Below are 23,104 nucleotides of genomic sequence, written 5' to 3'. Positions count from 1 at the left end.
ATTGTGAATGGGTTCTAGAAATCGATGCGGGATGCGTCGGCTTCTCCTGACTTCCAGGTTGGAAGGCGGAGGGAGCGATGCGTTCAACAAGATTACTATGCTGAGCATAAGCCACACGGCTGACGGTCAGGCGGGAGAGGTCATCGAGGCGCAGGCTTCGGTGGGTTCGCTCAGTCCTGTCGTTGGTGGTGTGGGTTCTCAAGCGTGAGGTAAGGGCATTTGGTGGATGCCTTGGCATGCACAGGCGATGAAGGACGTGGCACGCTGCGATAAGCGTCGGTGAGGTGTGAGCAATCTTTGACCCGACGATTTCCGAATGGGGAAACCCATCCTCACCATTTAATCTCTGCCGTGGGCAACCGCGGTTGGGGTTAAATGGGAAGGATATCACCGAAGTGAATACATAGCTTTGGTGAAGCGAACCCGGAGAACTGAAACATCTCAGTACCCGGAGGAAAAGACATCAACCGAGATTCCGTAAGTAGTGGCGAGCGAACGCGGACCAGGCCAGTGCCTTTGATTCAACTAGCAGAACGACCTGGAAAGGTCGGCCATAGCGGGTGACAGCCCCGTATGCGAAAGTGAGATCAAAGGACTTGAGTAGGGCGGGACACGTGTAATCCTGTCTGAATATAGGGGGACCACCCTCTAAGCCTAAATACTCGTGCATGACCGATAGCGAACAAGTACCGTGAGGGAAAGGTGAAAAGCACCCCGATGAGGGGAGTGAAACAGTACCTGAAACCGAATGCCTACAAGCAGTCAGAGGATCTTTAGGGTCTGATGGCGTACCTCTTGCATAATGGGTCTGTGACTTAATCTATCAAGCAAGCTTAAGCCGTTAGGTGTAGGCGCAGCGAAAGCGAGTCTGAATAGGGCGCTTCAGTTTGATGGATTAGACCCGAAACCCGGCGATCTAGGCATGACCAGGATGAAGGTGGGGTAACACCCACTGGAGGTCCGAACCGATTAACGTTGAAAAGTTACCGGATGAGTTGTGTTTAGGGGTGAAAGGCCAATCAAGCCGGGAAATAGCTGGTTCTCCGCGAAAACTATTGAGGTAGTGCCTCGGATGAATACCGTTGGGGGTAGAGCACTGGATGGATGCGGGGGTCGCGAGATCTACCAACTCTAACCAAACTCCGAATACCAACGAGTAATATCCGGGAGACAGACGGCGGGTGCTAAGGTCCGTCGTCAAGAGGGAAACAGCCCTGACCTACAGCTAAGGTCCCCAAGTCGTGTCTAAGTGGGAAAGCATGTGGGATTTCCAAAACAACCAGGAGGTTGGCTTAGAAGCAGCCATCCTTTAAAGAAAGCGTAACAGCTCACTGGTCTAAATAAGAGATCCTGCGGCGAAGATGTAACGGGGCTCAAGACACGCACCGAAGCTTAGGGTGTGGATTTATCCACGCGGTAGCGGAGCGTTCCGTAAGCCGGTGAAGCCATCTGGTAATGGGTGGTGGAGGTATCGGAAGTGCGAATGCAGACATGAGTAGCGATAAACAGGGTGAGATGCCCTGTCGCCGAAAGACCAAGGGTTCCTGCGCAAGGCTAATCCGCGCAGGGTGAGCCGGCCCCTAAGACGAGCCCGAAGGGGGTAGTCGATGGGAACCACGTTAATATTCGTGGGCCTGGTGGTGTGTGACGGATCACGTGTGTTGTTCATCCTTATCGGATTGGATGGGCTTCGAAGTGGTTCCAGGAAATAGCCCCACCTTATAGACCGTACCCGAAACCGACACAGGTGGTCAGGTAGAGTATACCAAGGCGCTTGAGAGAAGTGTACTGAAGGAACTCGGCAAATTGCCTCCGTACCTTCGGAAGAAGGAGGCCCCATATATGCGCAAGCACTTATGGGGGGCACAGGCCAGGGGGTAGCGACTGTTTAGCAAAAACACAGGGCTCTGCTAAGTCGGCTTCAAGACGACGTATAGGGTCTGACGCCTGCCCGGTGCCGGAAGGTTAAGTGGAGATGTGCAAGCATCGAAATGAAGCCCCGGTAAACGGCGGCCGTAACTATAACGGTCCTAAGGTAGCGAAATTCCTTGTCGGGTAAGTTCCGACCTGCACGAATGGCGTAACGACTTCCCCACTGTCTCCAGTACATGCTCAGCGAAATTGAATTCTCCGTGAAGATGCGGAGTACCCGCGGTTAGACGGAAAGACCCCGTGCACCTTTACTGCAGCTTCAGAGTGGCATTAGGAAAGAACTGTGTAGCATAGGTGGGAGGCTTTGAAGCGTTGGCGCCAGCTGACGTGGAGCCATAGGTGAAATACCACCCTGTTGTTTTCTGATGTCTAACCTCGAACCATGAAACTGGTTCAGGGACCCTCTGTGGCGGGTAGTTTGACTGGGGCGGTCGCCTCCCAAAGAGTAACGGAGGCGCGCGAAGGTTGGCTCAGGCCGGTTGGAAACCGGCTGTTAGAGTGCAATGGCATAAGCCAGCCTGACTGCGAGACTGACAAGTCGAGCAGAGACGAAAGTCGGTCATAGTGATCCGGTGGTCCCTCGTGGAAGGGCCATCGCTCAACGGATAAAAGGTACGCCGGGGATAACAGGCTGATAACCCCCAAGAGCTCATATCGACGGGGTTGTTTGGCACCTCGATGTCGGCTCATCACATCCTGGGGCTGGAGCAGGTCCCAAGGGTTTGGCTGTTCGCCAATTAAAGTGGTACGTGAGCTGGGTTCAGAACGTCGCGAGACAGTTTGGTCCCTATCTGCCGTGGGCGTCGATATTTGAGAGGAGTTGACCCTAGTACGAGAGGACCGGGTTGAACGTACCTCTGGTGGACCTGTCGTCATGCCAATGGCGCAGCAGGGTAGCTATGTACGGACGGGATAACCGCTGAAAGCATCTAAGCGGGAAGCCTCCCTCGAGATAAGATATCTTAGAGCGGTCGAAGACCACGACCTTGATAGATCGGATGTGGAAGTGGGGTAACCCATGGAGCTAACCGATACTAATTGCTCTATTCGCGCTTGAGAGCCCCACCATCAATGACAGGACTGAAAACGCCCTGACATCGACAGGTGGCTGACCCTCAGCATAGTGATCCCGCACGATTTCACACCCAACGCACCGCGCTGGCCCCATTGCTTGGTGGCCATAGCGTCAGTGACCCACCCGATCCCATCCCGAACTCGGCCGTGAAACCTGTCCGCGCCAATGGTACTATCGCTTAAGCGATGGAAGAGTAGGTCGCCGCCAGGCATTGAAGCCAGCGCACCAGTGCACACAGAACCCATCCACAATCTCGAAGCCTGAACAGGCCGCCCCAAGCCGGAGTATCCCTCCCGCCAAAGGCGGCCTTTCCGGCCTTCTGGAACACCCTTCCAGAAAACACCCAGTGTCGCGGGGTGGAGCAGCCCGGTAGCTCGTCAGGCTCATAACCTGAAGGTCACAGGTTCAAATCCTGTCCCCGCAACCAATCCTTCCCAAATCCACACTACCCCAAACCGCCCCAGGCCCTCCTGCGGCGGTATTCTCTTGCCCCCTTCCCGTGCCTCCCCGCCCCCGAACCACACGCCAGATCCCCACACTACCCAGAATGTCGCCAGCAGGTGCCCAACCTCCTGTCGGTGGGTCCGAGCGAGGCGGGGATCGGGCAGGGCGGGTGAGGTCTCGTCCCTGGGCGCCTCGATCTCCCGCTCCCGGTCCGCCTTTCGCCGCCCCATCCAATAGAAGTCGTCGGCGAACGTTGACGCGTCCAGCCCATCAGGATCGCTGCGGTTAGCCGGGCGATGCGGGCTGTCGCCTCGGCCAGTTGGGCCTCACGATCTTCGCGGTCGGCGTACCGCCGATTGGCGCGGCCGGTCCGCTCGACGATATACTCGGCGATGAAGGTCTCGACGATGTCGGGTTGCATCATGTCGTCGCGCATCGACGCCAGAAACCTGTTCCTCCAACTCGTGGACCCGCACCGATTGTGACCGTCACGGAAGCGCTTGGCGATAGCGTTGCGGGTCTTGCGCGCGGATGGCCGCAACTGCTCGGCGTCCATCGTGCCCTTGAGGCCGACATGCAGCCGGGTGATCTCGCCCTTGGCGATTGCGCTGAACGCCTGCCGCTGAATACCGACATCCAGCGTTCCCTATTGCGGTCAGGTGTTTTTCAAAGGCACGCGACGGCATTCTGCGATCGAGATTAGGCCTGAGCGCTACCAGATCCTGATAGACCAGCAGCTTTTGATCGAGACCGGCTGACCCTGGCCCGGCTCGGGAGGTGCCATCGGCCGCCAACGGTGCGATCGTCTGGACGCCGGGATTGGGCGGCATGGCGGGGGGTTGCGCTGGCCGCCTATCGCCATCGGCATACCACCATCTCCTTGATCGACATGCAAGCCATGCCCATGTCGCGCATCGTGGCGAGCGGACGTTTGCGGGAAGCGGCAGCGTGCGGCCTTGCCGAGGCGCGGCGTTCAGTGTCGCGCGGGCGAGACCGGAGCGATCGACCGCTTCGGCGACGAGCGCATAGGCACGCGTTTCGGCAGGCGCGGCGATCACATCGTATGTTCGGCAATGGCGATCTGGAACGCATCCACCTCAATCGGGCAAACAGGCCGGCCGCCGGCGGCGACGACGGTGAGCCTGAGCCCCGGCAGGCGGATGTTGAACATGGTCATCGCCGCGGTATCGATGAAGCGCAGCCGTACACGCTCCCCGGGCTCGAACAGGCCCATCCCGTTGTCGGCGGGGCCATCGCCCTTGACGAGAAACGTGCAGGTCGATCCGGTGACGTCGGAAATGTCGGTCGGGTCCATTCGCGCCCGGCTCCAGTCGCGGCGATCGCCGGACGGCCATCATGCTGGCCAGCGTCTGTTCCTGCCGGTTGAAATATCCGCTCTGCTGCTTGCGCTCCAGTAACAAGGCATCCAGCCGGCGGCAGTTCCGGTCGGAGAGCATGATCACACGCCCCGGTCGAGGGGATCGGATCGGCATCCTGCGGGTCGACGATCGACAACCCATGATGGCCCATCTGTTCGTGATGCCCCAAACGGCTGTGATACCGGTATGTCCCGCTCTGGATCAGCGGGAATTCGTAGGTGAAGCGACTGCGCGGCTCGATGCCCGGAACGCTGACGCCCAATGCGTTGGCTTGCGGGCGATGATTTCGAGCCGCAGTGGACGGTGACGGGCCCGCCATCAAAGTCGCCGGCAGAGCCTGGGTGTGTCAGAGCAGGGACTGATCCCGCCAGCATCTTCGAATTCCCGCTGATGATGGCCGATATCCGGACAAACGATTTTTCGTCGGCCGGTGAACGACGAAGGAATTGCTCAACAAAAGCTTGGGAGATCAGGATGGGCATACCGAGACTCGTATGACTAGGTGCGCATTGCGCACGCATGATCGGCCGGCGATCTGGTGTTGCAGCCCTTTCTTGCGGCGACGATCACGCGCCCAATCTATCCGGCAGCCCATCGACTGTATTTCCAGCTTGCCTATAAGGCCACCATGACGATCCCGACCAGATATCCAATCGGCACATTGGGCGAGCCGTGGGATGAAGACGCACGAAATCAGTGGCGGGCGCGACAGGAACGCCAGCGCGGCTACGACGCGGACATCGTCTCGCGCATCAGGGCTTTGGCTGAGCATTATGACGAGATCGCTTATGGCCAACTCGACTATGGCGATGACGCTTATGCTCTCTACGCACTGCGCAGCCGGGCGTTCGATCCCAAGCTGCCGGCCGCCCTGGTGACAGGCGGGGTTCATGGCTACGAAACCAGTGGCGTAATGGGCGTTCTCGACTTCCTGGAAACCCGCGCGGCCCGTTACGCCGGCAAGGTCAATCTTCTGGCCGTGCCATGCGTCAGCCCATGGGCGTATGAGCGGGTCAGTCGCTGGAACCATGACGCGATCGACCCCAATCGCAGTTTTCACGCGAACTCGCCTGCGCGGGAGGCTGCCGCGCTGATGGCGTTGGTCGGCACCACGCAGGCCGGATTTCTGCTCCATATCGATCTGCACGAGACGACCGACAGCGATGAAAGGGAGTTTCGCCCGGCGCTCGCCGCACGGGATGGAAAAGCGTTCGAGCCGGGCGAAGTGCCCGACGGTTTCTATCTGGTAGACGACAGCGCAAACCCGCAGCCGGCGTTCCAGCAGGCCGTCATCGCGGCCGTAGCGCAGGTGACCCATATTGCACCGCCTGATGCGAAAGGCGAGATTATCGGCTCGCCAATCGTGGCGCAGGGGGTGATCGCCTATCCGCTGGCGGAATTGGGCCTCTGCACGTCCATCACGGGCGCGCGCTATACGACGATCACCGAAGTCTATCCTGACAGTCCACGTACCACGCCGGAAGAGTGCGTTCGGGCTCAGGTGGCCGCGCTATGTGCTGGTCTTGACTATGCGATTGCCCACCCCTGAAGCGGGATCGGCGATATCGCGCGATATTCTGCTGTCGCTTCAAGCCGCAAGCGCCCTTCGGCGATCACGTATCGCACGCGTCTGGATTAAAGGTCTTGTCCGCCAGCGCCATCCGCCGCGACAGCCCGGCGCTCACCACCGCCAGCAGCAGCGCGCCGACGCTGGCCGCCGCGATGGCCGTCAGCAGATCGTCGTGCGCCACGAATTGCGAGATCAGGCCCGACAGCAGCGGCCCCACCGCGCAAAAGGCGGCGATCAGGAAGCTGTAGGCGGCGAAGCAGCGGGCGCACAGAGCCGGCGGGGCGAGATCCTGTAGCATCGTCGGGATCAGCGCGTTGGCGACGCAGGTGGTGAGCAGGAAAGCGGCGACCAGCCCGATCGCCTGGCCCGCGCTCGCCGCGAAGGCGAGGCCGGCGGCACAGGGGATAGCGAGGGCGGCGGCCACCGCCATCACCGTCGGCCGGGCGCCCTCGCCCAGCCGGTCGCGCAGCACGCGATCGAACAGGCCGGCGGCGGGGAGGCTGGCCAGGCTGGAGGCCAGCGTGACGAGGCCCAGCGCATGGCCTACCGCCCCCGTGTCGCTGCCGAAGCGCCGCACCAGCGCCATCGCGATCATCGGCGTCAGCGCCTGCACCGCCACCGCGAGGCCGCCGGCCGCGCCGAGGAACAGCAGGATGCGGCGCAGTTGCGAAACGACGAAAGCCAGCAGCGACTCGTCCCGTGCCGCCACCGCCGCCATCCGTGCACGCGGTGGATCGACCGTGGCGAGGCCCGCGACCAGCAATGGGATCGCGCTCAGCGAGAGCAGCAGCAGCGCAGCGCGCCACGGATCGAGGCCCCGCGCCGCGCCCACCCGCGCCGCGAGATCGAGCAGATTGCCCGCCAGATAGAAGCCCGCGCTCGCCCCCGTCGCCATCAGCGCCGCGAAGATCAGGTTCGCGGGCACCCGCCACCGATCGGGCACCAGATCGGGGATCAGCGAATAGACGATCGGGATCATCGCGAACTCCGTGACGCCCGAAGCCGCGCGGCCGACGAAGAACAGCGCGAAATTGGGCGCCAGCGCGCCGAGCGCGGTCAGCATGCCCCAGAAGAAGATCAGGCCGAGCAGGATGGCTTTCCGTGAATGGCGATCCGCCAGCTTCGCCAGCGGCACGGCTAGCGCGCTGGCGACAAGGATGCCGGCCAGCCCGTGCAGCGCGCCCATCACCGCGTCGCCCACCTGAAAGGTCGCGCGCACCGCCGGCGAGATGATCGCATGGACGCCGCGATCGCTCATCTGCACGCCGGCCGTGAGCCCCAGGAACAGCACCGTCGCCGCGCCGCCGATCGTGGCCCTGCCGGCCGCCGCGACCGGCCTGTCCGCCGCTGTGTGATCGATCCGCATCGGCCCGCCTCTTCACCCAAAGAAGCTATTGCAACACATTCGCATTTGCCGCAATGGGCGCGGCGACGACGAGGGTAAGGGCCCCGCCGCCGGTATTTCGCGTAGCAAAAGGGTTCTCTCCATGGTCGTCCGCCGCCCCGCCGCCTTCCTGTCCCTCCTGTTGAGCGGTGGCGCCGCCATCCTCGCCACCCCGGCGACGGCGCAGACGCAGGCCGCCCCGGCCGAGGAAACCGCCCCCAGCCTGGAGACGGTGAAGCAGGCGGATGGCGCGATCGTCGTCACCGCGCGCCGCTTCGTGCCGCAGGGCGCCATCACCGCCAGCAAGACCACCGCGCCGCTGATCGAGACGCCGCAGTCCGTGTCGGTCGTGTCGCGCGACCAGATCGACCTGCTCAACTTCGTCGATGTGCAGCAGGCGGTGCGCTACACCGCCGGCATCGTCGGCGAGAATTACGGGCCGGACCTGCGCTTCGATTTCCTCACCCTGCGCGGCTTCATCCCGGTGCAATATATCGACGGGCTCCAGGCGCCGATCAGCTCGACGATCGCCAACGTCGGCGTCGATCTCTACGGCTATGAGGCGATCGACATCCTGAAGGGGCCGGCGAGCGTGCTCTACGGCACGACGCCGCCCGGCGGCATCTACAACCTCACCAGCCGTCGCCCTTCCAGCCGCTTCGGGGGCGAGGTGCAGGTGAAATATGGCGAGGACGATTTCAAGCAGGCCGCCGGCACCGTCACCGGCGCGCTGACCGACGGCATCAGCGCCCGCCTGACCGGCCTCTATCGCGACCGCGACAGCCAGACCGACTACGTCACCGCCAAGCGCGCCTATGTCGCCCCGGCCGTCGCCTTCGACATTACGCCCGATACGAAGCTGACCGCGCTCGGCCATTATCAATATGATCGGGTCGAAGGCGACACCAACGGCTTCCTGCCCGCCAACGGCGTGCTGTTCGACAATCCGCTGGGGGAGGTGCCGCGCTCGATCAACCTCGGCGAGCCGGACTATAATTTTTACCGCCGCAAGCAGTGGAGCGGCGGCTACGAATTGACCCACCGCTTCTCCGGCGCGCTGAAATTCACCCAGAACGCCAATTGGGGCGAGTATCACGAATATCAGCAGGTGATCTATCCGACGGGCCTCGGCGCGGACAATCGCACCGTCAGCCGGGCGAACTTCCCCTCGTCGGAGGATTCGCACCAGTTCGCGATCGACAGCCGGCTGGACGCGAATTTCGCGACCGGCCCGCTCGAGCATCGCATGCTCGGCGGGTTCGATTACCGCAACTATCGCAACAAGGCGGCCTTCGCCTTCACCGGCGCGTCGAACATCGATCTGTTCAACCCGGTCTACAGCGCCGTGCCGATCGCCGCGCCCGCCCTCAACCCGCCCTATGTCGATCGCCGGCTGAAGCAGCAGGGGCTGTATTTGCAGGATCAGATCAAGCTCGGCGGCTTCATCGTCACCCTCTCCGGCCGGCAGGACTGGATCGCCCAGACCAGCTACCTGACCGCCGCGCCGACCAGGGACAAGCAGGACAAGTTCACCTGGCGCGCGGGCGCCACCTATGTCACCGAAGCCGGCGTCGCGCCTTATGTGAGTTACGCCACCTCCTTCCAGCCGGTGATCGGCGCCCGGGCCGATGGCACGCCGTTCGTGCCGACATCGGGCAAGCAGTGGGAAGGCGGCATCAAATATGACGCGCGCGGCCTCGGCGACGATCTCAAGCTGTTCGCGACGGCGGCGATGTTCCGCATCGAGCAATCGAACGTGCTGACCACCGATCCGGCCAATGCCGCCTTCCAGGTGCAAACCGGCGAGGTCACCTCCAAGGGTGTCGAGCTGGAAGCGGTCGCCCGCTTCCGCGAGCAACTGAGCGTCAACGCCGCCTACAGCTTCACCGACGCCAAGATCACGAAGAGCAACATCCCGCTCGAACTCGGCGCGCGTCTGGCCGCCCAACCGCGCCACAAGGCCTCGTTGTTCGTCGATTACACCAAGAAGACCGGCGCGCTGGCCGGCCTCGGCGGCGGTGCCGGCGTGCGCTACCTCAGCCAGACGCCGGGCAATGTGCCCTCGGCCTTCACCCCTTTGGTCTACACCAGCCCGGCGACCACCCTGTTCGATGCGACGCTGCACTACGATCTGCCGGGCTGGCGCTTCGCGGTGAACGGCAGCAACATCTTCGACAAGCGCTTCGCGGGCCGCTGCACCGGGCCGGCGGGCTGCTTCTGGGGCCAGACTCGCCAGGTCATCGCGACCGTGACGAAGCGGTTCTGAGGGTGGGATAAGAGTGTAATGGCGATGATATGACATCGTCGACCATCCGGGTCTGGGCTGCGATCCACAAATGGACCAGCCTCGTCTCGACCCTGTTCCTGCTGATGCTCTGCGTGACGGGGCTGCCGCTGATCTTCCATGAGGAGATCGACGCGGCCACCCACGCGCGGATCGCACTGGCGCCGCTGCCGGCCGACGCCCCCCGCCTGTCGCTGGACGATATTCTCGCCCGCGCGCTGGCGGCGCGGCCGGGCGACGTTGGGCTCTACATGAGCTTCGATACCGATCGGCCGGTAGTGAACGTCACCACCGCGCCGGCGCCCGATGCGGCGGTGGCGGCGATGCGCTTCCAGTCGCTCGACGCGCGGACCGGCGCCATCCTGCCCGCCGATCCGCCCGGCGGGGTGATGGACGTGCTGCTCCAGATCCATACCGACATGTTTCTGGGGCTCGGCGGGATGCTGTTTCTGGGGCTGATGGGGCTGCTGTTCGTGGCGGCGATCGTGTCGGGCGTGGTGCTCTACGCGCCCTTCATGGCGCGGCTGCGCTTCGGCACGGTGCGGCAGGCGCGGCGCGCGCGGGTGCGCTGGACCGACTGGCACAATCTGCTCGGCATTACGACGATGATGTGGGCGACGGTCGTCGGGCTGACGGGCGTGGTCAACACGCTCGCCACCCCCGTCACGGCGCTGTGGCGCGCGGACCAGCTCGCCGAACTGGTCGGGCCCTATGGCGGGCTGACGCCGCCGAAGCGGCTGGCCTCGGTGCAGGCGGCGGTCGATGCGGCGATGGCGGCGGCGCCCGGCATGCGCCCGCAATTCGTCGCCTTCCCCGGCGTGGAATATTCCAGCGGCCACCATTTCGCGGTGTTCCTGCAAGGCGCCACCCCCGCGACCGAAAAGCTCCTTACCCCGGTCCTGATCGACGCCCGCACCGGCGCGATGGCCGGCAAGCGGCCGATGCCGTGGTACATGCAGGCTTTGCTCCTGTCGCAACCGCTGCATTTCGGCGACTATGGCGGCCTGTCGATGAAATTGTTGTGGGCGCTGCTGGATATCGTGACGATCGTCGTGCTGGCGAGCGGCCTCTACCTCTGGCTCTCCCGTCCCCGCCGCCGGGGGCCTGACGCCAGTCCGGCCCCACGACCGGCATGACCCGCCGCCACCCCGGCCGCCACGGCGCCACCCGCACCTTCCTGATCCCGGCCCTGCTGGCGCTGGCGACGCTGACCGGGCTGATCGCGGGCCTGCTGGGTGACGGCGTGCGCGACACCGTCGCCGCCCTGGGCCTGGCCGCCCCCCTCGTTGCGATCGGCCTCGGCCGCTGTCTCTCCTGGCGCCGCCGGGATCACTGACGGCACGCCGCATTTTACGCCGCCGCATCCCGGCAACGGTTGCACTGCGCCCAAGCCGGTGATAGGCGCGCCAGCACTTACCGGCACGCCGCTTTAGCTCAGTTGGTAGAGCATCGCATTCGTAATGCGGGGGTCACAGGTTCGAGTCCTGTAAGCGGCACCATTTTTATCCAATGATTCCAATGACTTGCAAAACGAGCGGCCCGACGGGTCGTGCCGGCTGAGCGCGGTCATATGCTTCGGTCAGTTCCAGTCCGTCGACTATACGCAAATACTATGCGGATCGCCTGATCTCGATCTCGATACGCTACGCCCACTCCCCCTAATCGGCTTCCCGATACCGGACGGTTTTCGCCGTCTGCGAATGGGAGTTTTCTTGTGCGGGATCTGCTCTGGATCGCGATCATGCTGGGGCTGGTGGCGGCGACGCTCGCCTATGTCCGGCTGTGCGACAATGCGTGAGGCTCAAGCGATGACGCTGGACCTCTGGCTTGGCGGTGCCACCGCGATCGGCCTTCTCCTTTACCTCGTGGCGGTGCTTGTCCGCCCCGAGAAGTTCTGAGGAGGTGGCGATGACGCTTCAGGGCTGGATCCTGATCCTTGTCTTTACCGGCATATTGCTGGCGCTGACCAAGCCGGTCGGCGTCTGGCTGCACGCGCTCTACGAGGGCCGGCGCACGCCATTGCACGTCGTGCTCGGCCCCGTGGAGGCGGGCTTCTACACGCTCGCCGGCATCGATCCGAAGGCCGAGCAGAGCTGGCGGCGCTACGCCATCCACATGCTGATGTTCAACGTGGTGCTGATGCTGTTCACCTTTGCGGTGCTGCGCTGCCAAGCCTTCCTGCCGTGGAACGGGCAGGGTCTGGCCGCGCCGAGCGAGAATCTGGCGGCCAACACCGCGATCAGCTTCACGACCAACACCAACTGGCAGAGCTATGCGGGCGAAAGCACGATGTCGAACCTCAGCCAGATGCTGGGGCTGACCATCCATAATTTCCTGTCGGCGGCGACGGGTATCGCGCTGGCCTTCGCGCTGTTCCGGGGTTTCGCGCGGCGGCAGATGCGGACGATCGGCAATTTCTGGGCCGATGCCACGCGCATCACGCTCTACCTGCTGCTGCCGCTCTGCGTCGTCTACACGGTCTTCCTGATCGCGAGCGGCGTGCCGCAGACGCTGGCCGCCACGGTCGACGTCCACACGATCGAGGGCGTCAAGCAGACGCTCGCCATCGGCCCCGTCGCCAGCCAGGAAGCTATCAAGATGCTCGGCACCAATGGCGGCGGCTTCTTCAACGCCAATTCGGCGCATCCCTTCGAAAATCCCACCGCGCTGACCAATTTCGTCCAGATGCTGTCGATCTTCGTGATCGGCTTCGGGCTGACGTGGTGCTTCGGCAAGGCGGTGGGCAATACCCGTCAAGGTTGGGCGATCCTGGCCGCCATGTCGTTTTTGTTCCTCCTGGGCGTGGCGGTCAGTTACTGGCAGGAGGCGGCGGGCAACCCGGTTCTCCACAACCTCGGCGTCGCCGGGGCCAATATGGAAGGCAAGGAAGTGCGCTTCGGCGCCGCCGCCTCCGCCCTTTTTTCGGTCGTCACCACGGCGGCTTCCTGCGGCGCGGTCAACGCGATGCACGACAGTTTCACGGCGCTGGGCGGCATGATCCCGCTGTTCAACATGCAGTTGGGCGAGGTCGTGGTCGGCGGCGTCGGTGCGGGCATCTACGGCTTCCTGCTGTTCGCCATCCTTGCGGTGTTCGTCGCCGGGCTGATGGTGGGGCGGACGCCCGAATATGTCGGCAAGAAGATCGAGAGCCGCGAGGTGAAGCTGGCCGTATTGGCGATCGCGGTGCTGCCGCTCGTCATACTCGGTTTCACGGCGCTCTCCTGCGTGCTGCAACAGGGGCTGGCGGGGCCGCTCAACAAGGGGCCGCACGGCTTCGGCGAGATCCTCTACGCCTTCACCAGCGCGGTCGCGAACAATGGATCGGCCTTCGCCGGCCTCACCGCCAACACGCCTTACTATAACGGCCTGCTGGGCATCGCGATGTGGGTGGGCCGCTTCTTCACCATCGTGCCGATGCTGGCGATCGCCGGCAGCCTTGCCGCGAAGAAATATACGCCGGAAAGCGCGGGCTCCTTTCCCACGACCGGCCCGCTGTGGGTGGGGCTGCTGGTCGGCATCATCCTGATCCTGGGCGGCCTGACCTTCCTGCCGGGCCTCGCGCTCGGCCCCATCGCCGATCATCTCGCGATGATCCGCGGCCAACTCTTCTAAGCGGGGGCGCCACGATGGCACGCGCATCCACCAAATCCCTGTTCACCGCCGATCTGCTGCTTCCGGCGATCGCCGATTCCTTCAGGAAGCTCGATCCGAGGCAGCTGATCCGTAACCCGGTGATGTTCGTCACCGCCTGCGTGGCGCTGCTGCTGACGATCCTGATCTTCGCAGGCCACGACAATCTCTCGACCGCCTTCAAGGCGCAGCTGAGCGTGTGGCTGTGGCTGACGGTGCTGTTCGGCACCTTCGCCGAGGCGCTGGCCGAGGGCCGGGGCAAGGCGCAGGCAGCGTCGCTGCGCGATACGAAGGCCGAGCTGAAGGCCAAGCGGCTGCTGGGCGTCGGCGATACCTACGGCATGGTCCCGGCCACCCAATTGGAGGTGGGCGAGATCGTGCTGGTCGAGACCGGCGACCTCATCCCCTCGGATGGCGAGGTGATCGCGGGCGTGGCATCGGTCAACGAAGCGGCGATCACCGGCGAGAGCGCCCCCGTGATCCGCGAGGCGGGCGGCGACCGCTCGGCGGTGACGGCGGGCACGCGCGTCATCTCCGATCACATCAAGGTCCGCGTCACGGTCGAGCCCGGCAAGGGCTTCCTCGATCGCATGATCGCGCTGGTGGAGGGCGCCGAGCGGCAGAAGACGCCCAACGAGATCGCTTTGACCATCCTGCTCGTCGGCCTGACGATCATCTTCCTGATCGCGGTGGGCACGATCCCGGGCTTCGCCTCCTATGCGGGTGGCGCGGTGCCGGTGGCGATCCTGGCGGCGCTGCTCATCACGCTCATCCCGACGACGATCGCGGCCCTGCTGTCGGCGATCGGCATCGCCGGCATGGACCGGCTGGTGCGGTTCAACGTGCTGGCCAAATCGGGCCGCGCGGTGGAGGCGGCGGGCGATGTCGACGTGCTGCTGCTCGACAAGACCGGCACGATCACGATCGGCGACCGGCAGGCGAGCGAGTTCCGGCCGGTCGGCGGGACGAGTCCGCGCGCGCTGGCCGACGCGGCTTCGCTCGCCAGCCTTGCCGACGAGACGCCGGAGGGGCGTTCGATCGTCATGCTGGCGCGCGAGAGGTTCGGCGTGACGACGGCCGCGCTGCCGGAGGATGCGGAGGTCATCGCCTTTACCGCACAGACCCGCATCTCCGGCGTCCGCACCGGCGGCGCGCTGATCCAGAAGGGGGCGGTCGATTCGATCCTTCGCGCCCATCCGGGCCTTGGCGAGACCGCCGCAGCGACGGAACTGCGCCGCATCACCGACGAGATCGCACGCGCCGGCGGCACGCCGCTGGCGGTGGCGCGGGACGGGCGCCTGCTCGGCGCGATCTTCCTGAAGGACGTGGTCAAGGCCGGCATCCGCGAGCGCTTCGGCGAACTGCGGGCGATGGGCATCCGCACGGTGATGATCACCGGCGACAACCCGCTGACCGCCGCCGCCATCGCCGCCGAGGCGGGCGTGGACGATTTCCTCGCACAGGCGACTCCGGAGGACAAATTGGCGCTGATCCGCAAGGAGCAGACCGGCGGGCGGCTGGTGGCTATGTGCGGCGACGGCACCAACGACGCCCCGGCGCTCGCCCAGGCCGATGTCGGCGTCGCGATGAACACCGGCACGCAGGCGGCGCGCGAGGCCGGCAACATGGTCGATCTCGACAGCGATCCGACCAAGCTGATCGAGGTCGTCGGCCTCGGCAAGCAATTGCTGATGACGCGCGGCGCGCTGACCACCTTCTCGGTCGCCAACGACGTGGCCAAATATTTCGCGATCATCCCGGCGATGTTCGTGGTGCTCTATCCGGGGCTGGGTGTGCTCAACGTGATGGGGCTCGGCACGCCCGAGAGCGCGATCCTCTCGGCGATCATCTTCAACGCGCTGATCATCCCGCTGCTCGTCCCACTGGCGCTGAAGGGCGTCACCTACAAGCCGATGGGCGCCGGCCCGCTGCTGGCGCGCAACCTCGCCGTCTACGGGCTCGGCGGGCTCCTCGCGCCCTTCGCCGGCATCAAAATCATTGACCTGGCCGTGAGCGGCCTTGGTCTCGCCTGAGGACCATCATCATGGGCAATGACTTCACCACCTCGCTGCGGCCCGCGATCGTGCTGACGATCCTGTTCGCGCTGCTGCTCGGATTGGCCTATCCTCTGGCCATGACGGGCATCGGACAAGCCATCTTCCCCTCCCAGGCGAACGGCAGCCTCGTTCGCGACGGCAAGGGCAGCGTGATCGGATCGGCCGTGGTCGGCCAGGGCTTCACCGGCGACCGTTATTTCCAGAGCCGCCCTTCGGCGGCGGGCAAGGGCTATGATGGCCTGTCCTCCTCGGGCTCCAACTATGGGCCGACGTCGCAGGCGCTGGTCGATCGCGTGAAGGCCGATGTCGCCAGGCGGAAGGCGGAGGGCGTCACCGCGATCCCGGCCGATCTGGTGACCGCCAGCGCCTCGGGTCTCGATCCCGATCTGTCGCCGGATGCGGCCTATGTGCAGGTGGCGCGGGTCGCCAGGGCACGCGGGCTGGCCGAGGGACAGATGCGGGCGCTGGTCGATGCGCAGGTGGCGCATCCGCTGGCCGGCTTTCTCGGCGAAGATCGCGTCAACCTGCTGGCGCTGAACCTCGCGCTGGATAAAATGGCGGCGCATTGAGCGGGCGCGCCAAAAGTGACGGGCGACCCTCCCCCGAGGCCTTCCTGCGCGCGGCCGTGCAGGAAGGCCGGGGCAGGCTCAAGATATTCCTGGGCGCGGCGCCCGGCGTCGGCAAGACCTATGAGATGCTGTCGGAAGGATCGGCGCGGGCGCGGGCGGGCATCGATGTCGTGGTCGGCGCGGTCGAGACGCACGGCCGGGCCGAGACCGAGGCGCTGACCGGGGGGCTGGAGATCCTGCCTCGGCGGGCGGTGGACTATGAAGGCCGCGCGCTCGCCGAGATGGATCTCGACGCGCTGCTCGACCGCCGGCCCGCGCTGGCGCTGGTCGACGAACTCGCCCACACCAACGCGCCCGGCAGCCGCCATCCGAAACGCTATCAGGATGTCGAGGAATTGCTGGCGGCCGGGATCGACGTGTTCACGACCATCAACATCCAGCATGTCGAAAGCCTCAACGACGTCGTCGCCTCGTTCACGCGGGTGCGGGTGCGCGAGACCGTGCCGGACTCGATCCTCGAAATGGCCGAGATCGAGGTCGTCGATATCCCGCCGGACGAGTTGATCGAGCGGCTGAAGGAGGGCAAGGTCTATCTGCCCGAGGAAGCGACGCGCGCGCTGGGCCATTTCTTCTCCAAATCGAATCTGTCGGCGTTGCGGGAACTGGCGCTGCGCCGCGCCGCGCAGGCGGTGGACAGCCGGATGCTGGAGCATCTGCGCACGAGCGCGCAGACCGGCATCTGGGGGGCGAGCGAGAGGATCGTCGTGGCGGTGAGCGAGTTGGCCGGGGCGGACGGGCTGGTGCGCGCCGCCAAGCGCATGGCCGATGCGTTGCACGCGCCCTGGACGGCGGTACATGTCGAGACGGCGCGCAGCCGCGCGCTGGGCCCGGCCGAGCACAAGCATATCGCCGACGTGCTGGCTCTCGCCACGCGGCTGGGCGGGCAGGCGGCGACGGTGCCCGCCGCCAACGTGATCGAGGGGCTCAAGGCCTTCGCGATCGAGGCCCGTGCGACGCAGCTGATCGTCGGCAAATCGGTCCGGTCGAAATGGTTCGAGCTGCGCCACGGATCGGTGGTGGACCGGCTGGTGCGGGAAACGCCCGGAATCGCGGTCCATGTCCTGCCCTTCGGCAGCGATATCGTGACGCGCCCGCGATCCACCGTGCAGCGCGGCGCGGGCGACTGGGGCGAGCCATCCGCCTATCTGTGGACCACGGCGATGGTGGCGACGGTCACCGGGCTGGCCGCCACCGTCCTGAACTTCCTGAGCCTGGGCAATGTCGCCCTGCTCTATCTGGTGCCCGTGATGGCGGCGGCGAGCCTGTTCGGCCTGCGCCCCGGCCTCTACGCGGGGCTGGCATCGAGCCTCGCCTACAATTTCTTCTTCCTGCCGCCGGTGGGAACGCTGTCGGTCTCCAATCCCGAAAATGTCGTCTCGATCTTCGTGCTGATCGGCGTGGCGATCGTCACCAGCCAGCTCAATGCGCGCGTCCGCATCCAAGCCGATCTGGCCGGCGCGAGCGCCCGGAGCAATGCCGCGCTGGCCGGCTATCTGCGCCAGCTGACCGCGCTCAACGATCGGCGCGAGGTGGCCAGGATCGCCTGCGCCGAGATCGCCAGATTGCTCTCGCTTCGCGTGCTGCTGCTGGAACAGGAGCCGGCCGGGCTCGCCGTGCAGGCGACGAGCGAGAGCGAGGTGCGGCTGGAGACGATGGAGCTGGCCGCCGCGCAATGGGTGACCGACACCGGCCAGCCCGCCGGGCGCGGCACGGGCACGCTCACCGCGTCCGACTGGCAGTTCCAGCCGCTGCGGGCGGGCGATCACGTTCTGGCGGTGCTGGGGCTGGCGCGCGAGGATGGCGGCGATCCGATCCGGTCGGACCAGCTCGCTTTGCTCGGCAGCCTGATCGATCAGACCGCGCTGGCGCTCGAACGGCTGCGGCTGGAGGCCGAGATGCGCGACGTGGACGCCGTGCGCGAACGGGATCGGCTGCGCGCGGCGCTGCTCTCCTCGGTCAGCCACGATCTGCGCACGCCGTTGACGTCGGTGCTGGCCGCCGCCGCCGAACTGCGCAGCAAGAGCCAGGATCCGCTGCTCGACACGATCGAGAGCGAGGCGCTGCGCCTCAACCGCTTCGTGGCGAACCTGCTGGATATGACGCGTGTCGAGGCCGGCGCGCTGCATCTCAACACGGAGCCGGTCGATCTGGCGGACGCCGTGGCCGGCGCGGTTCACGATGCCCGCCGGGTGCTCGAGGGCCATGCCATCCAGCTGGAGGCGTCCCCCGATCTTCCGCTGGTATCGGTCGATCCGCAGCTGTTCCACCATTGCCTGCTCAACCTGCTGGACAATGCCGGCCGCTATGGCGCCGTCGGAACGCCGATCATCATCCGCGCCGATCGCTCCTATGGCTGGCTGTCGCTTTCGGTTCTCGACGAAGGGCCAGGTCTTCCCCCTGGCCGCGAGGAAGAGGTGTTCGAGACCTTTCGGCGGCTCGAGGGATCGGATCGAGCCGCGGGCGGAACCGGGCTCGGGCTCGCCATCGTCAAGGGGTTCGCCGAGGCGATGGGGATCACCGTGCGTGCCGCTAATCGGCAGGATGGGAAGGGCGCCGCTTTCAGCCTCGCTTTCCCCGATCGACTCCTGGTTCTGGACCAGGGGGCTGCTCAACGATGAGCGGCGCGCGCATCCTCGTCGTCGATGACGATCTGCACATCCGGCGCCTGCTCCGAAGCGCGCTGACGCGGGCGGGATATGAGACCGTCGAGGCGATCAACGCCACAGAGGCGCTTGCTGCGGCGCAGACGATCCAGCCAGCCGCCATCCTGCTCGATCTCGGCCTGCCCGATCGCGACGGGCTGGAGATCGTCCAGCTGCTCCGCAAGAGCTGCGCCGCGCCGATCATCGTCATCTCCGCCCGCGAGGCGACCGATCAGAAGGTCGCCGCGCTCGATCTCGGCGCACATGATTATGTGACCAAGCCATTCGACAGCGAAGAGCTGCTTGCCCGGCTGCGGGCCACGCTGCGGGACGGGCTGCAGGCGCAGGGGGCGACGTCTGTGGTGGAGGTGGGCGGGATCAGGATCGATCTCCTCAACCGCACGGTCACGCGCGAGGGTTCCGAGCTTCATCTGACCCGCAAGGAGTTCGCGGTACTCGAGCAGTTGGCGCGGACGCCGGGGCGCATCGTCACGCATAAGCAGATCCTGCAGGCCGGCTGGCCAGACGCCTATGACCAGCGCATCGAATATCTACGGATCATCGTGCGCAACATTCGTCAGAAGCTGGAGGCTGACCCTATGCGCCCGGCGCTGATCATCAACGAACTCGGCATCGGCTATCGGCTATCGCCCGATTGATGTCGGGTGTCGCGGATGATGCGGCCTCTGTCCCGGTGAATGGCGGCGTCGATCCTTGGGGTCAGCAGCGGTCCGTCCTGACAGTCCCGACCTTTTCCGTTTGCCACCACGGCTATCGCCTTCCCACACACCAATCCTCACAATATCCGGCTCTAGCGCGGATCGGGAGCGCCATTTTGCCCGGATTTTGCCTACCTTGTCAGTGGCCGCCTCTTGGCGTACGCGCGGCGCATTCGCCGCAGATCGGTTGACGAAGCCGGCCGGTGGCGCCGCGTCCGCTTCACGCACTCCAGGGCATTGGGATCACGATGAGCATCTACCTTGATTATCTGGCCGAAATCGCAAGCAGAGAAAATCAGGGGCTCGCGCCCAAGCCGATCGACGATGGCGTGCTGCTGGGCGAGATTATCGCTCTCATCCGCGATGCCGGCAGCGAGCATCGCGCCGACGCGCTGAAATTCTTCATCTACAACACGCTGCCCGGCACGACGAGCGCCGCCGTCGTCAAGGCGGCCTTCCTGAAGCAGATCGTCCAGGGCGCGGCGATCGTGCCGGAGATCACGCCCGCCTTCGCGCTGGAGCTGCTGTCGCACATGAAGGGCGGCCCCTCGATCGACGTGCTGCTCGACATCACGCTCGGCGAAGTGCCTGCGCTCGCGAAGCAGGCGGCCGAGGTGCTGAAGACGCAGGTGTTCCTCTACGACGCCGACATGGCCCGCCTGCGCGACGCCCATTTGACGGGCAACGCCATCGCGACCGACGTGCTGGAAAGCTATTCCAAGGCCGAATTCTTCACCAAGCTCCCCGAGGTCGAGGACGAGATCAAGGTCGTCACCTTCATCGCCGGCGAAGGCGATATCTCGACCGATCTGCTCTCGCCCGGCAACCAGGCGCATTCGCGCTCGGATCGCGAGCTGCACGGCCAGTGCATGATCTCGCCCGAGGCGCAGCGCCAGATCGTCGCGCTCAAGGCGCAGCATCCCGACAAGCGGGTGATGCTGATCGCTGAGAAGGGCACGATGGGCGTCGGCTCCTCGCGCATGTCGGGCGTGAACAATGTGGCGCTGTGGACCGGCAAGCAGTCCAGCCCTTATGTCCCCTTCGTCAATTTCGCGCCGGTCGTGGCGGGCACCAACGGCATCTCGCCGATCTTCGCGACCACCGTCGACGTGACCGGCGGCATCGGCATCAACCTGAAGAATTGGGTGAAGATGACCGGCGCCGACGGCAAGCCGATCCTGAACAACGACGGCAATCCGGTGCTGGAGGAGGCCTATTCGGTCGAGACCGGCACGGTCCTCAAGATCGACGTGAAGAACCGCAAGCTCACCGACGAGGCCGGCCAGGAACTGGTCGACGTCGCCGCCGCCTTCACGCCGCAGAAGATGGAATTCATGAAGGCGGGCAGCAGCTACGCCATCGTGTTCGGCAAGAAGCTCCAGACCTTCGCCGCGCAGACGCTGGGTGTCGAGGCGACACCGGTCTATGCCGCGAACAAGGAGATCACCGTCGACGGTGTCGGGCTGACGGCGGTCGAGAAGATCTTCAACCGCAATGCCGTGGGCGTCACGCCGGGCAAGGTGCTGCACGCCGGTTCGGACGTGCGCGTGAAGGTCAACATCGTCGGCTCGCAGGACACGACCGGGCTGATGACGGCGCAGGAACTGGAGGCGATGGCCGCCACCGTCATCTCGCCGCTGGTCGATGGCGCCTATCAGTCGGGCTGCCACACCGCATCGGTGTGGGACAAGAAGGCGCAGGCCAACATCCCGAAGCTGATGGGCTTCATGAACAATTTCGGCCTCATCACCGCGCGCGACCCGAAGGGCGTCTATCATTCGATGACGGACGTGATCCACAAGGTGCTGAACGACATCACCGTGGATGACTGGGCGATCATCATCGGCGGCGACAGCCACACCCGCATGTCGAAGGGCGTGGCGTTCGGCGCGGATTCGGGCACCGTCGCGCTGGCGCTGGCCACCGGCGAGGCGACCATGCCGATCCCGCAATCGGTGAAGGTCACCTTCAAGGGCCGGATGCAGCCGCACATGGACTTCCGCGACGTCGTCCACGCGACCCAGGCGCAGATGCTGGCGCAATGCGGCGGCGAGAATGTCTTCCAGGGCCGGATCATCGAGGTCCATATCGGCACGCTGCTGGCCGATCAGGCCTTCACCTTCACCGACTGGACGGCCGAGATGAAGGCCAAGGCCTCGATCTGCATTTCGGACGACGAGACGCTGATCGGCTCGCTGGAGATCGCCAAGTCGCGCATCCAGATCATGATCGACAAGGGCATGGACAATGCGGCGGGCACCCTGAAGGGCCTGATCGCCAAGGCCGACACCCGCATCGCCGAGATCCGCCTGGGCGACAAGCCCGCGCTGTCGCCCGATGCCAATGCCAAATATTTCGCCGAAGTCGTCGTCGATCTCGACCTGATCGACGAGCCGATGATCGCCGACCCGGACGTCAACAATGCCGACGTCTCCAAGCGCTACACCCACGATACGATCCGCCCGGTTTCCTATTACGGCGGCACCAAGAAGGTCGATCTGGGCTTCATCGGCTCGTGCATGGTGCACAAGGGCGACATGAAGATCATCGCCCAGATGCTCAAGAATATCGAGAAGAGCGAAGGCAAGGTCGAGTTCAAGGCGCCGCTGGTCGTCGCCCCGCCGACCTACAATATCATCGACGAGCTGAAGGCGGAGGGCGACTGGGATATCCTGCAGAAGTACGCCGGCTTCGAGTTCGACGATGCGAACCCCAAGACGGCCACCCGCACCGATTACGAGAATATCCTCTATCTTGAGCGGCCCGGCTGCAACCTGTGCATGGGCAATCAGGAGAAGGCATCCAAGGGCGACACCGTCCTCGCCACCTCGACCCGCCTGTTCCAGGGCCGCGTCGTCGAGGATTCGGCCGAGAAGAAAGGCGAGTCGCTGCTCGCCTCCACTCCGGTCGTGGTCCTGTCCACCATCCTCGGCCGCACGCCGAGCGCGGTGGAATATAAGGCCGCCGTCGAGGGCATCGACCTGACCAAGTTCGCGCCGCCCAAGGCGGCGGCGGTCGATCCGCTGGCGGTGATGTTCTAAACAGGGCCGGGCTGGCAGGCGCTGGCCGACCCGATATATTTGCCTTCGGGACAGGCGTAGGCAACTTGCCTTGCGTCTATCTCGAAGGCGCGGCCGATGCTGCGCTCATCGTAGCGGGCCGCCTTGACCGTTGCCGAGGCCCGCAGCTTACACGCAGCGGGCCAACGCTACCGTGAGACTGGCCATCGGCTCGGTCCTTGCTGGAGACGGTTGAGCCACAGCCGTCGGACGCCCTGTCCGGCAGCCAGTCTGCGCTGCCATCCGGCCTGCGTCGAACGCTCATCCAAGCGGCGTTGCTGACGATCGAAGACGCGCCGA

The 23,104-nt window shown here is 64.9% G+C and carries 14 protein-coding genes, 2 tRNA genes, 2 rRNA genes and 1 pseudogene; 16 read left to right on the top strand and 3 right to left on the bottom strand.

The genetic code is table 11. The features are described from left to right. The first annotated feature begins 199 nt into the window (after positions 1-199). The 4 genes from PQ455_RS16135 to PQ455_RS16120 all read left to right on the top strand — a co-directional run bounded on the left by PQ455_RS16135 (position 200) and on the right by PQ455_RS16120 (position 4,154). Positions 200-2,990: ribosomal RNA gene (locus PQ455_RS16135) — 23S ribosomal RNA — on the top strand. Positions 2,991-3,102: 112 nt separating this feature from the next. Beyond that, a 5S ribosomal RNA gene (rrf, locus tag PQ455_RS16130) occupies positions 3,103-3,217 on the top strand. A gap of 140 nt (positions 3,218-3,357) precedes the next feature. Continuing rightward, positions 3,358-3,434: transfer RNA gene (locus tag PQ455_RS16125), tRNA-Met, on the top strand. A gap of 336 nt (positions 3,435-3,770) precedes the next feature. Then, the gene (locus PQ455_RS16120; RefSeq protein WP_273687134.1) at positions 3,771-4,154 is read left to right on the top strand and encodes a hypothetical protein; all 384 of its coding nucleotides are present in this window, start codon (positions 3,771-3,773) and stop codon (positions 4,152-4,154) included. 351 nt (positions 4,155-4,505) lie between these two features. Here PQ455_RS16120 and PQ455_RS16115 read toward each other — a convergent pair whose 3' ends face one another. Together PQ455_RS16115 and PQ455_RS21085 are read right to left on the bottom strand one after the other, a co-directional pair. Further along, positions 4,506-4,766 (bottom strand): cupredoxin domain-containing protein, encoded by a 261-nt coding sequence (locus tag PQ455_RS16115; RefSeq protein WP_273687132.1) that lies wholly within the window; start codon positions 4,764-4,766, stop codon positions 4,506-4,508. A gap of 239 nt (positions 4,767-5,005) precedes the next feature. After that, positions 5,006-5,149 (bottom strand): annotated as a pseudogene (locus PQ455_RS21085) (hypothetical protein); the annotation flags it as partial. Between the two features lie 309 nt (positions 5,150-5,458). Here PQ455_RS21085 and PQ455_RS16110 point away from each other — a divergent pair. After that, complete coding sequence (locus tag PQ455_RS16110) at positions 5,459-6,379, top strand: M14 family metallopeptidase (RefSeq protein ID WP_273687130.1); 921 nt, start codon at positions 5,459-5,461, stop codon at positions 6,377-6,379. 64 nt (positions 6,380-6,443) lie between these two features. On the opposite strand, the gene PQ455_RS16105 is transcribed toward PQ455_RS16110, so the two are convergent. Continuing rightward, complete coding sequence (locus PQ455_RS16105; protein WP_273687128.1) at positions 6,444-7,766, bottom strand: MFS transporter; 1,323 nt, start codon at positions 7,764-7,766, stop codon at positions 6,444-6,446. A gap of 121 nt (positions 7,767-7,887) precedes the next feature. Between PQ455_RS16105 and PQ455_RS16100 the strand changes: the two genes are divergently transcribed. The 11 genes from PQ455_RS16100 (at position 7,888) to PQ455_RS16050 (ending at position 22,786) form a co-directional block, all read left to right on the top strand. Next, complete coding sequence (locus PQ455_RS16100) at positions 7,888-10,050, top strand: TonB-dependent siderophore receptor (protein WP_273687126.1); 2,163 nt, start codon at positions 7,888-7,890, stop codon at positions 10,048-10,050. Positions 10,051-10,079: 29 nt separating this feature from the next. Next, complete coding sequence (locus PQ455_RS16095; protein ID WP_273687125.1) at positions 10,080-11,204, top strand: PepSY-associated TM helix domain-containing protein; 1,125 nt, start codon at positions 10,080-10,082, stop codon at positions 11,202-11,204. Further along, positions 11,201-11,404, top strand: coding sequence for a hypothetical protein (locus PQ455_RS16090; RefSeq protein WP_273687124.1), 204 nt, complete (start codon positions 11,201-11,203; stop codon positions 11,402-11,404). Before PQ455_RS16095 ends, PQ455_RS16090 begins: the two co-directional genes overlap by 4 nt. Positions 11,405-11,491: 87 nt before the next feature. Next, positions 11,492-11,567, top strand: a tRNA-Thr gene (locus PQ455_RS16085). Between the two features lie 309 nt (positions 11,568-11,876). Then, positions 11,877-11,966, top strand: coding sequence for a K(+)-transporting ATPase subunit F (gene kdpF, locus PQ455_RS16080; RefSeq protein WP_273687121.1), 90 nt, complete (start codon positions 11,877-11,879; stop codon positions 11,964-11,966). Between the two features lie 10 nt (positions 11,967-11,976). Further along, complete coding sequence (gene kdpA / locus PQ455_RS16075; RefSeq protein ID WP_273687119.1) at positions 11,977-13,680, top strand: potassium-transporting ATPase subunit KdpA; 1,704 nt, start codon at positions 11,977-11,979, stop codon at positions 13,678-13,680. 14 nt (positions 13,681-13,694) lie between these two features. Beyond that, positions 13,695-15,731 carry a potassium-transporting ATPase subunit KdpB gene (gene kdpB, locus PQ455_RS16070; RefSeq protein WP_273687117.1) on the top strand — a complete coding sequence of 679 codons (2,037 nt, stop codon included), beginning with the start codon at positions 13,695-13,697 and terminating at the stop codon, positions 15,729-15,731. Positions 15,732-15,742: 11 nt separating this feature from the next. Continuing rightward, positions 15,743-16,324, top strand: a complete 582-nt coding sequence (gene kdpC, locus PQ455_RS16065; RefSeq protein ID WP_273687115.1) for a potassium-transporting ATPase subunit KdpC — start codon at positions 15,743-15,745, stop codon at positions 16,322-16,324. After that, complete coding sequence (locus PQ455_RS16060; RefSeq protein ID WP_273687113.1) at positions 16,321-19,002, top strand: sensor histidine kinase; 2,682 nt, start codon at positions 16,321-16,323, stop codon at positions 19,000-19,002. The genes kdpC and PQ455_RS16060 overlap by 4 nt, the downstream gene beginning before the upstream one ends. Then, positions 18,999-19,685, top strand: a complete 687-nt coding sequence (locus tag PQ455_RS16055) for a response regulator (protein WP_273687111.1) — start codon at positions 18,999-19,001, stop codon at positions 19,683-19,685. Before PQ455_RS16060 ends, PQ455_RS16055 begins: the two co-directional genes overlap by 4 nt. Positions 19,686-19,993: 308 nt before the next feature. Continuing rightward, entirely contained in the window at positions 19,994-22,786 is a 2,793-nt protein-coding gene (locus tag PQ455_RS16050; protein WP_273687109.1) for a bifunctional aconitate hydratase 2/2-methylisocitrate dehydratase, read from the top strand. Positions 22,787-23,104 lie beyond the last annotated feature (318 nt).

It is taken from the genome of Sphingomonas naphthae, assembly GCF_028607085.1.
Classification (GTDB): Bacteria; Pseudomonadota; Alphaproteobacteria; order Sphingomonadales; family Sphingomonadaceae; genus Sphingomonas_Q; species Sphingomonas_Q naphthae.
The sequence above is the reverse complement of the archived record's forward strand: the minus strand, read 5'-3'. Positions and strand labels throughout refer to the sequence as shown.